This is a genomic window from Vreelandella titanicae BH1 (assembly GCF_000336575.1).
Taxonomy (GTDB): domain Bacteria; phylum Pseudomonadota; class Gammaproteobacteria; order Pseudomonadales; family Halomonadaceae; genus Vreelandella; species Vreelandella titanicae.
Map to the genome: position 1 here is coordinate 729,064 of NZ_AOPO01000001.1, position 13,204 is coordinate 742,267.

At 54.2% G+C, this 13,204-nt stretch carries 13 protein-coding genes; 3 read left to right on the plus strand and 10 right to left on the minus strand.

Going from position 1 to position 13,204, the window contains the following annotated elements; all coding sequences use genetic code 11:
• Nucleotide 1 precedes the first annotated feature (1 nt).
• From HALTITAN_RS03140 to HALTITAN_RS03150, 3 genes are all read right to left on the minus strand, one after another.
• A complete protein-coding gene (locus HALTITAN_RS03140) occupies nucleotides 2-994 on the minus strand; it encodes a 2-hydroxyacid dehydrogenase (RefSeq protein ID WP_039857672.1) in 993 nt (330 codons plus the stop codon).
• 5 nt (nucleotides 995-999) lie between these two features.
• Nucleotides 1,000-1,911 (minus strand): ectoine hydroxylase, encoded by a 912-nt coding sequence (gene thpD / locus HALTITAN_RS03145; protein ID WP_039857674.1) that lies wholly within the window; start codon nucleotides 1,909-1,911, stop codon nucleotides 1,000-1,002.
• Nucleotides 1,912-2,575: 664 nt separating this feature from the next.
• Nucleotides 2,576-3,490: an AEC family transporter gene (locus tag HALTITAN_RS03150; protein ID WP_009286215.1), complete on the minus strand. Its 915-nt coding sequence runs from the start codon at nucleotides 3,488-3,490 to the stop codon at nucleotides 2,576-2,578.
• 106 nt (nucleotides 3,491-3,596) lie between these two features.
• Here HALTITAN_RS03150 and HALTITAN_RS03155 point away from each other — a divergent pair, with 106 nt between their 5' ends.
• Together HALTITAN_RS03155 and HALTITAN_RS03160 are read left to right on the plus strand one after the other, a co-directional pair.
• Complete coding sequence (locus HALTITAN_RS03155; RefSeq protein WP_039857676.1) at nucleotides 3,597-4,100, plus strand: hypothetical protein; 504 nt, start codon at nucleotides 3,597-3,599, stop codon at nucleotides 4,098-4,100.
• Between the two features lie 5 nt (nucleotides 4,101-4,105).
• Complete coding sequence (locus HALTITAN_RS03160) at nucleotides 4,106-4,699, plus strand: SCO family protein (RefSeq protein WP_022521260.1); 594 nt, start codon at nucleotides 4,106-4,108, stop codon at nucleotides 4,697-4,699.
• A 13-nt stretch (nucleotides 4,700-4,712) separates the two neighbouring features.
• Here the strand turns inward: HALTITAN_RS03160 and HALTITAN_RS03165 are convergent, their stop codons facing one another.
• From HALTITAN_RS03165 to HALTITAN_RS03195, 7 genes are all read right to left on the minus strand, one after another.
• Nucleotides 4,713-5,819 (minus strand): alpha/beta hydrolase family protein, encoded by a 1,107-nt coding sequence (locus tag HALTITAN_RS03165; protein WP_009286217.1) that lies wholly within the window; start codon nucleotides 5,817-5,819, stop codon nucleotides 4,713-4,715.
• A 3-nt stretch (nucleotides 5,820-5,822) separates the two neighbouring features.
• Nucleotides 5,823-6,503 carry a BamJ family beta-barrel-assembly machinery protein gene (bamJ, locus tag HALTITAN_RS03170; RefSeq protein WP_009286218.1) on the minus strand — a complete coding sequence of 227 codons (681 nt, stop codon included), beginning with the start codon at nucleotides 6,501-6,503 and terminating at the stop codon, nucleotides 5,823-5,825.
• 132 nt (nucleotides 6,504-6,635) lie between these two features.
• Nucleotides 6,636-7,079, minus strand: coding sequence for a universal stress protein (locus HALTITAN_RS03175; protein ID WP_022521256.1), 444 nt, complete (start codon nucleotides 7,077-7,079; stop codon nucleotides 6,636-6,638).
• A gap of 21 nt (nucleotides 7,080-7,100) precedes the next feature.
• On the minus strand, nucleotides 7,101-8,384 hold the full coding sequence (locus tag HALTITAN_RS03180) for a TRAP transporter large permease (RefSeq protein ID WP_022521255.1): 1,284 nt from the start codon (nucleotides 8,382-8,384) through the stop codon (nucleotides 7,101-7,103).
• Nucleotides 8,385-8,414: 30 nt separating this feature from the next.
• A complete protein-coding gene (locus tag HALTITAN_RS03185; protein WP_022521254.1) occupies nucleotides 8,415-8,993 on the minus strand; it encodes a TRAP transporter small permease in 579 nt (192 codons plus the stop codon).
• 354 nt (nucleotides 8,994-9,347) lie between these two features.
• A complete protein-coding gene (locus HALTITAN_RS03190; RefSeq protein WP_022521252.1) occupies nucleotides 9,348-10,409 on the minus strand; it encodes a TRAP transporter substrate-binding protein in 1,062 nt (353 codons plus the stop codon).
• A gap of 185 nt (nucleotides 10,410-10,594) precedes the next feature.
• Nucleotides 10,595-11,182, minus strand: coding sequence for a TIGR02444 family protein (locus HALTITAN_RS03195; RefSeq protein ID WP_039857680.1), 588 nt, complete (start codon nucleotides 11,180-11,182; stop codon nucleotides 10,595-10,597).
• A 29-nt stretch (nucleotides 11,183-11,211) separates the two neighbouring features.
• Here HALTITAN_RS03195 and HALTITAN_RS03200 point away from each other — a divergent pair, with 29 nt between their 5' ends.
• Complete coding sequence (locus HALTITAN_RS03200; protein WP_022521250.1) at nucleotides 11,212-13,188, plus strand: ATP-binding cassette domain-containing protein; 1,977 nt, start codon at nucleotides 11,212-11,214, stop codon at nucleotides 13,186-13,188.
• Nucleotides 13,189-13,204: the final 16 nt, after the last annotated feature.

Genomic DNA, 13,204 nt, shown 5'->3' on the forward strand with positions numbered 1-13,204 from the left:
ATTATGGGGTAGTCACTCGATGAAGGGTTCCGCTACCGCGTTCAAAAGCGTCAATATTAGCCAACGTCGTCTCGGCGATATTGGTTAGCGCTTCGGCGGTGAAGAAGGCTTGGTGTCCGGTGATCAGTACATTATGGAAGGTCGTCAGGCGCATAAACTGGTCATCGTTAATCACGCCTTGAGAGAGGTCTTCGAAGAACAGCTGCTCTTCCTCTTCATAGACATCCAGCCCTAAGCGGCCGATTTTGCCGCTTTTCAGGCCTGCTATGACGACTTGGGTATCGACCACCCTTCCGCGGCCGGTATTGATCAGCATAACGCCTTCCTTCATTTGCGCGATGGCATCGGCATCAATCAAATGGTGAGTCTCAGGCGTCAACGGGCAGTGCAGCGAGATAATGTCGGCGCTGGCAAACAGCGTTGCTAGCGGCACGTACTCAACAAAGGATTTAGCATCCGGGCTGGGAAACGGGTCGCTGGCCACTACCCGGCAACCAAAGCCGTGCATAATATCGGCAAAAATCAGCCCAATATGCCCAGTTCCAATAATGCCTACCGTTTTACCGTGCAGGTCGAACCCCAGCAGGCCATCCAGGGCAAAATTGCCCTCCCGCACACGGTTGTAAGCGCGATAAGTCATGCGATTAAGGCTCAGCACTAGGGCGACCGCGTGTTCTGCCACTGCGTGGGGGGAGTAGGCAGGCACCCGTACCACTGTGATGCCTAACCGATCGGCGGCAGCCAAATCAACATGGTTGAAGCCCGCCGAACGCAGTGCCACTAATCTTGTGCCGCCGTTATGCAGTTGCTCTAACACGGCGGCATCAAGGCAGTCATTCACGAAGGCGCAAATCGCGTCAAAACCGTTGGCTAAGGTCGCCGTGTCTTCAGTTAAACGCGCCTCAAAAAAGCTTAAGTGGTGGCGTTGCCCCGAGTTGGCGCGTGTAAGAAAAGTGCGGTCGTAGGGTTTAGCACTAAACACGGCGATGCGCATGGGCTTTACTCGTTGAGCGGTTTTGGCGGCTCCCAATCCGAACGATTAGCTAGAAATTCCGGCCTGGGCCGGTTACCGCAGTAAGGGTCGTGCAGCGTGTTTTCAACACTGTTGTAAACAAAGAACAGATTACTTCTCGGCCAGCAAGACATATTTATGTTCGAGCCGTGCATGGTATTGCATTCAAAGATCACCAGCGAACCGGCAGGCCCCTTGGGAGCTTCGATATCGTTTTCTAGCATTATCTCGCGAAGGCTACTGGCTGGGGGCACGCCCACCTCTTGGCTTTTCAGCGACTCTTTATAGTTATTTTCCGGCGTTCGTCCGACACACGGAACAAAATAATGATGCGAGCCAGGGATCAACATTAATGGGCCGTTAAATTCACCGTTGTCAGTGAGTACGATGGAGCAACTTAACGCACGCATACGTGGCATGCCGTCTTCGCTATGCCATGTTTCAAAGTCGGAGTGCCACTCAAACCCTTTGCCTTTAAAACCTGGTTTATAGTTAATCCGTGACTGATGAATATATACATCGCTGCCAAGAAGTTGCTTAACAATCGCCAATAGCTTGGGATCCTGGGTCAAGCGCTGAAAGCGTTTTGAAACATCGTGGATGCCGAAAATAGTACGAATCTCTTCACGCCCAGGTTCAAGAATAGTGCCTTCTGAAAGTTTCAGATCAGCATCGTCTTCATATTCGCGCAGTTCTTTAAGAAAAACCTGCATGTCATCAGCGTCAAAAAATCCTTCAAACGATAGAAATCCCTTTCTTTCGTACTCATCAATTTCTGATTTGCTTAAGGGGCCATTCGCAAGCTGTGACTCATCGCCGTATACCACCGGATCAATGCGTTCAAACATTCCCAACTTTCGTTCCAAGCGAGTAGGGAATAAGTCTTGTGTATCGTTCATGGCAAACTCCTCCGTTAGTATCCATGTCAAGTAACGCTTTTAGGGGCTACTTATAAAACGTAGACACCAAAACGCACCACAGCAATAACGCTATGTCAGCCGGCTCATCGTGCCAGCAATCATCGTTTTTAAATTCATGTTTTTAAAACAAGAGACGGAAAGCGAGGAGCGGGAGTCGAAAGGCAGTATAGGAAGCGAGAGGGTAGCAGAGGCTAAAAAAAGAAAGCCGCTCCAATGGAGCGGCAAAAAGACCGTGACTAGCAATGAGAGGGAGAAACCATGACAGGAAACTGGCGGTTTCTGTCCTGGTTGCCAGCGTCTCATCAAACGCTGACAACCACAATGTAATAGTTCTCATTTACCGCGTCAATACAAATACGAATATTTTTTATTACCACTTGCTGATAGCAAAGATCGCACCCGCAGGAGATGAATAAGAAACTGGAACCCATAAAAAAGAAAGCCGCTCCATTGGAGCGGCAAAAAGACCGTGACTAGCAATGAGAGGGAGAAACCATGACAGTAAACTGGCGCTGATTCTGAAATCAACAGCTGTCCTGGTTGTCAGCGTCTCATCAAACGCTGACAACCACACTGTAATGGTTCTCATTTACCTCGTCAATACAAATGCGAATATTTTTTATTTAGTTTTGCAGCCTCGCTGTCAACTAACCAGCTGCAGCCAAAAAGGCAGGGTGAGCATGGCCAATAGGGTTTGGCCCGTAATGATCGCCGCCATCAACTCGGCATCGCCACCCAGTTGGCGGGCTAGGATATACGCCGAGGTGGCGGTGGGCAGTGCTGCAAACAGCAGCGCTACGTCGCGGCTTACGGGATCCAGCTGCAAGATCCAGGTGAATGCCAATACCAGCGCGGGCATGAGCAGCAGTTTAACGCCATTGGTGGCCAGCACGCCGCGGTCAATGCGTAGCAGTGCCGCTGGGCGCAGCGCCACACCCACGGCCACCAACCCCAACGGCAGCGCCGCACGCCCCAGTAGCTCTACCGTATCTTGACTCCAGCCGGGCAAACCAACGTTCGTAAGGTTCAGACCAATGCCCGCCAAGCAGGCAAGGATCAATGGGTTTTTAATCAGCGCCATCGCACTTTTACCTACGCTAGCACCGCCGAGTGTGCCAGCGGCGACAAAGCTGGCCACACACATCACGTTAACTACTGGCACCATTAGTGCCACGGCGACGGCTGCGGTGGTCGCTCCTAAGCTGCCGTGTAGCGCGGCGGCGCCAGCAACGCCCACATAGGTATTAAAACGTACCGCGCCTTGAAATACCGACGTAAACGCCGCAGGCGTTAGCTGTAGCCAGCCACGTAAACGCCAGAGCAGCAAGCCAAACAGCGCCATCGCGCCCAGCAGCACCAGCGCCAAGCGGCCGACCGGCACTCGGCTTACATCCGCAGTGGCCAAGGTGCTTACCAGCATGGCGGGAAACAGCACAAAGTAGATCAGCCGCTCCATCTGCGGCCAAAAGGTGTCGCTGGGCCAGCGCCAATAGCCAAGCACGGCGCCCAGTAAGATCAACAGAAATAGTGGGCCTAAAGCGCCAGTGATACTCTCCATTTATGTCCCTTTTGCCTGCGACATCCCAGCACAGCGATATCGGTGCGATTACTGTTACCATGGCAATGATTCCCCGCCCCACGGCTTGCGTAGCGATTATTCTGCCATGAAGATGACATCAAAACCTGCACACTCAGCGGGCTTTCCTGCCTTAAGGGTACTGATATTGGTCACTGGCTTGGCGCTAGCGGCCTGCGCGTGGTATGCCTTTTCACATTGGCTCCACCGCGACAGTGATGTGACATGGTTTCCACCCACATCAAGCTGTAACCTGCATGCAGCGCCCTGCTCCGCCACCTTGGGCGATAAGGGCCGCATCACGTTCGCGGTTCAGGCAAATGGGCGAATCGATGCACTAGAGATATTACCACTGGAAGTGGAAGTCGATGGTGTAACGGCCACCCAGGTCGAGGTAGATTTTATTGGTCGAGATATGGATTTGGGGCTCCACCGTTTTGCCCTTAGCGCAGGTGCACCCGGCCATTTTCAAGGTCACGGCCAAGTAGGGATTTGCACTCAAAGCGTTATGCCTTGGCGTGCACGTGTCATACTGGAAACCGCAGAAGGCAAGGTAGGCAGTTGGTTCGATTTTGACGTAATTCGGAGTTAACGCATATGGCAAGGAAACCCTTATGGCTAGGCACCGGTTTAGTCGCGGCTTTACTGGTGGTCAGCGGTATAGGCCTCTATCAGTATGCCTTCGCCCCCAAAGAGGGCGAACCGGTAGGAGGCCCAGTTGAACTGCCCTCTACCCAGGGTGATTTCTCGTTAACCCAGTTAGATGAAGATCAAGTCGCGATACTCTCCTTTGGCTACACCTACTGTCCCGACATTTGTCCCATGACCCAATCGGTTAAGCGTCAAGCCCTGGCCCAGCTCTCTGAGGAGCAGCGCGAGCGTGTAGTGCCGGTGATGGTCACCGTTGACCCCGAACGCGACACCATCGCGCGCATGCAGGAGTACATGGGCTTTTTCGGCGAGGAGTTTATCGGCGCGGTGGGCAGTCAGGAACAGCTTGAGGATGTCGCCTCACGCTATGGGGTGATATGGCGGAAAGTCGAAGCGCCGGATTCAGCAATGGACTACACCATTGATCACAGCGCTTCGCTCTTTTTGGTTAATCGCGAGGGCGATATTCTTCAGCGAGTGCTCTACTCACCGACCCCGCATGGTTTAGTTTCCGCATTAGAGAGCGAACTAGACGGTTAAGCGAAGTCTCTTCTTAATCGGCTTGTTCAGGTGCCGCCTGTAAACGATCCAGCATCGCCAGCAGCGCGCCAATTTGGGTACCGCTACGGGTATCGTGCTGGGGGCTTAACTGCCAGGTACTTTCAGCAAACCCCCACCAATCCCAGCAGCCCTGGGGGTTCGCCATACTGCTTTCTGCCTGAGGATAGAGCACGATTTGCTGATGCGCTGCCGCCCAGGCATTAAGCCCGGTGTAGCGTATGAACGTATCGCCAATGGCCTCTGCGTTCATTTGGCAGCCGTGCAGCGCCAGCGTTACCGGGCACTCCCCCGCATCACAGCCTTCAGGTATAAACACATAGCCGGTGTCCGCTAGGCCCTTGACCGCAAACTCTGACTGATCAAACGCGACTAGTTCGCCCCCTTGCTCATCCTCTGGCTCACGACTAGACTCGCCAGCGTCCGAGGCTGCTCGTTCGGGGTAGAGCCAATCCAGCATTTCTCCAGCAATATCGTCATCGCAGGATAACAGGAAACTACCGCCACCCTGTCGGCAATCGCCCCACTCCTGGGGCCCGGGAGCCGCTTCACTGGGTAAGCGTATCGGCCAGCCATGTCCCGTATTTTCACTGCGCGCAACGCGTAGCTGATCAGGCGAAGCAAGCCACTGCTGCCACTGCTCAGCAAGCAGGTCGCCGAGCTGTGGCTCAACCACTTCATCCTCTTCACCGTGCCATAAGTAGGCCCTGAGCTGGCTAAGCGCCTCAGTGCTGCCAACCTGTTCAAGCTCAATATAGCGCTGGTGGCGAGCCTCCAATTCATCCAGCGAAGGCACGCCACGGCGGGTCATCATGCATTGATTAAGCGCCAAACTCAGCGAGCCCTGCGCGCAACTCCAGGGCCCTGCTGCCAGTACACCTAGGCCACTAAACCGCTCGGGCCAAGCCACCGCTAGCTGGGTCGCCATATAACCGCCCGACGATACTCCCACTACGCTGGCCTGCTCACTCGCAGCACTCAGGGCGGGCAAATCCTCAGGCTCACTGTCCGTCTCTGCCTGCGCTAGCAGCGGCGTGCATAGACCTAAGCAAACCAGTGCCTGAGCGAGAGAATGCAGGTTAGAAGAGGGGGTTGAAGTCATCCCTTATTCGACGCCTAGCAGTTCAACGCGGAAGGTCAGTACTTCGTTAGGCCCGATCGGCCCTTGACCATTTTTGCCGTAAGCAATATCCGCAGGGATATAGAGCATCCAGCTATCGCCAACGCTCATCATCTGCAGCGCTTCCTGCCAGCCTTCGATCACCTGATTGGTCTGGAAGCTGACGGACTCACCGCGCTCAAAAGAGCTATCGAAAACGGTGCCATCCAGCAGCATGCCTTCGTAATTCACTTCGACGGTATCTTCAGGGCCAGGCGTGGCACCATCGCCAGATTCAAGCACTTCATACTGCAGGCCAGAGTCAGTCACGGTCACTTCTTCGCGCTCAGCGTTCTCGGCTAGGAAAGCTTCGCCCTCTTCGAGGTTTTTCTGTGCCATCTCTTCAGCTTCCGCTTCACGCGCTTGCATGGATTGCTCTTGGAACGCCATCAACGCTTCGGTCATCTCTTCTTCACTGAGCGCCAGGTCATTACCTTCAAACACATCGCTCATGCCGTCGTGGAACGCATCCAAGTCGAGGTCTTCGATGTCTGCCTGCATGCTTTCACCCAGGGTCACACCCAGGCTGTAAGCCAAGCGCTGTTCATCGGTTTCGGGCGCTGCCGCGGCAAAAGGGGCAACCAAAAGCAAACCTGTCAGAGCTGTAGTAGAGAGCAGTTGTTTCATGAAAGATCCTTTTTATAGCGGCGCCGTACGCCGATCAGTGTCATATAAAGACTAACACCCACCGCCCCGAGCTGCATCTTCGGGGAGGTGGGCGCCAATAAGACCACAAAATGGGAGAGAGGTTTAGCGGATTTAGACCACCAGCGTGGGGCAGTGTGCTGCACCCGCCACCCGTTGAGAAACGCTGCCTAGCAGCGGGTTCTTCTCGCCATTGGTGCCCTGGGCACCAATCACGATCAGATCGCACTCCCGCTTACGGGCAAAGCGCACAATAATGCGCGAGGGTCGCCCGCCCTTCACAAAAGCACGCACGCGAGCACTGTCAGCGCCAAGCTCAATCGCATGAGATTTTGCGTGCACAGCGATCTCGGTGGCGTACTCTTTTAGCGCATCGTCAGGGATATCCAGCTGGTTGGGCCGCACCATAGAGAGCGAGGCCTCCAGCAAGCTGTGGTGTTTAAACACGCACAGCAAATAGAGCTCAGCGCCGGTTAGCATATGCAGACCCACCGCTTTTTCCAGCGCCCTTAAGGCGCCTTTTGAACCATCCACCGGGACTAAAATGCGATTAAACATTCGCGTACTCCTTGTGGCTGTTTAGCGGAAGGCGACATCGCGCAGGAACAGCGCAATTTGCGGGAACATGATCAGCAGTGCAGCCGCTAAAATCAGCATGAAAATAAACGGCGGGGTGCCTTTGATCACATCCCAATAGGGGCGCTTGAAAATCGCAATAGCGGTGAAAATATCGCATCCAAAGGGCGGGGTTGCCGACCCTATCGCCACCTGCAAGGTAATCAAAATACCCACCAACACAGGATCCAGGCCAGTCGCCGCAATGGCGGGTGCGAAAATAGGCGTTAGCACCAGAATGACCACTATCGGATCAACAAACATACAGGCCACAAAGAAGGAGATACAGATAGCAATCAATACGCCCGTGGGGCCAGCTTCGTTGACACCCACCGCCTCCAGAATCATTTGCGGAATCTGAGCAAACGAAATGATCCATGAGAAGCCATTACCCACCGCGACCAGGATAAAGACAACGGCGGTAATCAAGCCGGTAGATTTGGCGATGGCATAAATGTCGTTCATCTTAAGTGAGCGGAAGACCACAAACTCAAGCAAAATGGCATACAGCACACAAGCTGCAGCAGCTTCAGTCGGGCTGAAGATACCGCCGTAAATACCACCCACAATAATGACCGGAAAGCCAAGAGGCCAAAGAGCCTGCTGAACCGCTACTGCGCGCTCTTTCCAGCTCGATTTTGCTTCAGTAGGTACATCTTTAACGATGGCGTAGATAATGCAGTAAATCGAGAACATAACCAGGATCATTAACCCTGGCCCAATCCCGGCAATAAATAGCTCGCCGATAGAGGTGCCCGAGATAACCCCGTAAATGATCATGCCGATACTAGGCGGAATCAAAAACGCAATATCGCTGGAATTGATAATCAGCGCCAGCGTGAAAGAGTCTGAGTAGCCCGCTTTGAGCATTTTCGGACGCAGCGGCGAACCGACAGCGACCACGGTTGCCTGGGTAGAGCCAGATACGGCGCCAAACAGCGTACAAGAAGCCGCCGTGCTCACCGCCAAGCCGCCTTTAATATGGCCGATAAACGCCATCACCATATCAATCAATCGGTTAGCGGACTGCCCGCGGGTCATGATATCAGCGGCAAGGATAAACATGGGAACCGCAATAAGTGAGGCTGGGCGTATACCCGCCATCATCTGCTGGATCAGCGTATCCATCTGGCCGAAGCCGTTAAACATCATATAGAAGCCGATTACCGCAGCGGTAATCAGCGGAATCATCATTGGAAAGCCCAGCAGCAGCAGGGCAATCATGGTGGTGACCATTATTGTCGTCATAGCTGTTCCCCTAGGGTGCAATGCCCCGCGTTAGACTTCTGTTTCGGTGTCTTTATATCCATCCACCACGCCCGTCGAGAGATAGACATCGTGGGACGTGAAGTTTTTAACCGCGGTCAGCAAGTATTGAATACCGGTGATTAAAAAGCCCATCGGCACCCATAGGTAAATGATCCACACCGGCAAGCCCAAGGAGGGCAACACCCTGCCTTTGCTATGCAGATCCAGGATATAAACGATCGAATAGTAGAGCAGGAAAAACATCACTAGCGATGTGAACAGCGCGATGCAGATCATTAGCGCTCTGCGCCCACCTACCGGCAGCGCATCATAGATAGCCGACATGCGAATATGACGACCATGACGGGCTGCATAGCCAATACCCGCAAAGGTAATCATGATGATCAAAATGCGGTTTAGCTCACCGGAGAACATGATGCTGTTGCCAAATACAAAGCGGGCAACCACGTTGGTGACCGTATTCAGCGCCATTAGCAAAACACCCATCGCGAGAATCACGGCTTCTATTTTGCTAATTGCAGTGTCGATCACGCCTAGTACCCCCGGCAAGCCGGAACGGTAACTCTTTTCCATCTCGTCATCGGTCATGGCCGGACTCCTTTTGAACGGCTCTAACGGCAACAGTTACGTGCCGTAGGCACAATAAACACAGCGTTATTCCAGAGCTATCTCAATCCAAGCTATCTCGTCAAAACCCGCCTATTTCCCAACTTGCCTAAACCAGAGCTGCTAGACAAGTCTTACCTCGTGCAAGGCGAGGAGTTAACTAAAGCGTAACGGCTTGCGGCCGCCGATGATTCAACGCTAGATGTACGTAACCCAACGGTAACGATGTCAAACCCCAGCCCGAGTAGCCCCCGCCTAACCGCCGCAAAACAAAAAGGGGCAGCCTTTGCTGCCCCTTGATCAATCAACCGTTCGCCAATGCGGCTTTAAGGATGATTACTCGTTTGTTACGGCTTCAAGGTCAGCTTTAAACTGCTCGAGCAGCTCTTGACCACCTTCACCAGTCATTTCCAGGAAGGCTTCTTCAACCTGCGGGGCACGCTCACGGAAAGCTTGAATTTGCTCTTCGTCGAGACGTGTCACCGTCACTTCATCAGATGCTTCCTGAATTTTCGCTAATGATTCTTCAGCCAAGCCTTTGATATGCTCGATAGTGTGGTCATAGGCAGCTTCAGAGGCTTCATTCACCAACGTTTGATCTTCTTCAGACAAACCTTCGTAGAAGTCCTGGTTGGCCATCATCGCAGTAGTGAACCAGCCGTGACCGGTAAACGTCAGGTGCGGAGACACTTCGTACAAACCGCCAGACTCAATCCAGAAAATCGGGTTCTCTTGACCATCAATGATGCCGGTCTGCAGACCACCGTAGACTTCACCCCAAGGCAACGGCGTCGGCGTTGCACCAAAGGCGTCGTAGGTCTCCGACAGCAGCGGGTTGGTCATGGTACGGATTTTCTTATTATCCATATCTTCCGGTGAGCTAATCGGCTCGTCGGTCGTCACGACCATTTCGCCTTCCGGATACATCTTCAGCAGCTCTAGGCCTTGCTCGGCGTAAAGCTCAGGAAACATCTCGTTGATAGCCTTACTTTCGTCGAAGAACGTCAGTACGGTCTCTTCGTCGGTCGGTAGCAGGTAAGGAATAAAGAAGATTTGTGCTTCCGGAATGAGCGCACCGGTAAAGCCAGGCGACTGGTTTACAAACTGCAGGATACCGTTCTGAGTCTGCTCCATAATGTCGTCAGACTCACCCAGCTCACCAAAGCGGTAAACCTGCACGGTGTGGTCTGAGTTATCTTCAATATACTCTTTAAAAGCATAGGCAAAGACATCTTGAACGTCGCCTTCATACTCCTCGTGAGCATAGCGCCAGTTGTCTGCTTGAGCAGCGGCGCTTAGACCAAACAGCAGTGCACCCACACTTGCCGTGGTCATTAACTTTGTAGTTACAGACTTTGTAGTTACAGAACGTGTAGAAACGAATTTGCTTGCCTTCATGCGGTGTTCCCCTTGCAGTGGTAAGCGCGCTTTACGAGTGCGCAAGAACCTGGATAAGCCTCGCGTATCTCAACACGACACTGTTGTTCGCTAACCGGTGTTCGCCAACCGGCAATGGTGCTGCTCTATACTGCGTTCTAGCGGGCGAATAGCGCTAGGTATTTCAAATACAGCTTAATTTCAGGCTAGCGCGCTCCTTGGTGAGGGTCAAGCTGGCAAGTAAGCGTTTGTAGCGAATCAAGCCACTCATTTTGCTCCTTTATACTCCCCTCGCCTTGACGGGCACACCTTCCTAAAAACAGTTGTTTTAGCAGCCACTTATCTACATCTAGCGACATTTCAACAACGTTAACCACACGTTCCTCATCGCTGGGCGAGGCCGAAGCCCACGCTTGCCAACGTTGAAGGTTCTCACGCTCAGCCATCAGTTCGGCCTGTTTGATGGTCTCGCGCAGCGCTTTTACGGACTCGCTTGCTGCCGCTGAGGCTTTTAAGTCTTGGCGTAACCCACGCAATACCTCCGTTACATGGCACTGCCAAAGGTGACGCTGCTCACGCTGGTAAGCCAGCGCTCTAGGTTCGGCTTCCAGACCGCAAGAGTAGAGCCAGCAATGCAACAGCATCTCGCACACATCCAGCCCGGCCTCCTCTTGAAGCTTCAGGCAGGCCGCTTCAACGCCGGGTCTAGCGTAGAGCGTCAGTGCAAAATCCCATAACGGTGTCTGCTGTAGGCGCTGCAATCGGGTAGAATCAAGCGTAATAGAATCTCGCATCAAATGACCCACTTTCTTCGGGAGAAGGCATGATCGCACTGCGCCAAGTCGCCTTGCAACGCGGCACGCAAACGCTACTCGACAACGCGGACATTACCCTTAATAACGGGGTAAAGGCCGGGATTATCGGGGCAAACGGCGCCGGTAAATCGAGCCTATTCAAACTGCTGCTCGGCGAGCTTGCGCCCGACCAGGGCGATGTCGAGATGAGTGGCGGCCAGCGCATTGCGCATATGGCCCAGGAAGTTGACGCCCTCGACCGCCCAATTATCGAGTATGTACTCGATGGCGACTTGGCGCTACGCCAAGCAGAAGCTGACTTATTGGCCGCCCAGGAAGCCGGGCAAGCCCACCGCGAAGCCGAACTGCACGGTTTGATTGAGACCCTGGATGGCTACCGTGCGGAGTCGCGTGCGGCGCAATTGTTGGTGGGGCTGGGCTTCGTCCAGGCTGACCTCGCCCGCCCGCTCTCGGCGTTTTCCGGCGGCTGGCGGATGCGGGTCAATCTTGCTCGTACGCTGTTTATGCCTTCCGATCTACTGCTGCTGGATGAGCCTACCAACCACCTGGATCTAGATGCCCTGCTGTGGTTGGAGCAGTGGCTAACCCGCTATCCTGGCACCCTGCTGCTGATTTCCCACGACCGTGACTTTTTAGATGCCGTATGCGATCACATCGTGCATATGCACCACCAAACCCTGGAGCTATACCGCGGCAATTACTCCCAATTCGAGCGCACTCGCGCCGAAAAGCTTGCTCTGCAGCAGGCTGAAGCCGCCAAGCAGCAGGCTCGCCGGGAAGAGATCGAACGCTTTATCGCCCGCTTTAAAGCCAAGGCGACCAAGGCCAAGCAGGCACAAAGCCGGGTAAAAATGCTCGAGCGCATGGAAGATATCGCCGTCGCCCATGTGGACTCCCCCTTCCACTTTACGCTGCCCGCCGCCGATAAAACCTCGCATCCTCTGCTGGTGCTTGACCAGGCGCAGCTAGGCTATCGCGGTAAAAAGGGCGACGGCAGTGACGACAACATTCAACTAGACAAGGTCAACGTCACCCTGCTGCCCGGTAGCCGCATTGGCCTGTTAGGCCCCAACGGGGCGGGTAAATCGACGCTGATTAAGTCGCTCACCGGGGAGCTTGAGCTGCTTAACGGCAAGCGCGTACCCGGCGAGCATTTGGCGATTGGGTATTTTGCTCAGCATCAGCTTGAGAGCCTGGATGTTTCATCGACGCCCTTTGTGCATGTCCAGCGCCTCTCGCCCACCGCCAGCGATCAGGATATCCGCAACTTCCTGGGCGGCTTTGGCTTTAAGGGCGATGACGCCTTCGGCACAGTCGCCAACTACTCTGGAGGTGAGAAAGCCCGCCTGGCGCTGGCCCTCGTCGCTTGGCAAAAACCCAACCTGCTGCTGCTCGATGAGCCCACCAACCACCTGGACTTAGAGATGCGCGAGGCGCTGACCCAAGCGCTGGCAAGCTTCGAAGGCACGGTTATTCTGGTCTCCCACGACCGTCACTTACTGCGCGCCACGGTCGATGAGTTCTGGCGGGTGGCGGATCACCGTGTCGAGCCCTTCGATGGTGATTTGGAAGATTACCGGGCTTGGCTTAAAGCGCGCCTGGAAGAGAGCCGTCGGGATTCCCGCGGTGAAAAAGCCGAGCGCCAGAACCAGCAGCCTAGCGGCGACAGCCGAGAAGCGCGTAAAGCATCCCGCAAAGCGGCTGCCGAACTGCGCGAGAAGCTGCGCCCACTGAAAAAGCAGCGCGACCAGGCAGAAAAAGCCATGGAGAAGGCCCAGCACGAGCTTGATAAGGTGGAACAAGTGCTGGCAGACCCTGAGCTCTACACTGACAGCAGCCGCAAAGCCGAACTGACCAAGACGCTGAGTCAGCAGGCAGAGATTAAAGCGCGCCTGGATGAATCAGAGCGGCAGTGGCTCAGCGCCGAAGAGGCGTTGGAGACAATGGAAGCAGAACTGCTCGCCAGTGAAGAGACGGCTAGCTAGCGGAAAGCGAATACTC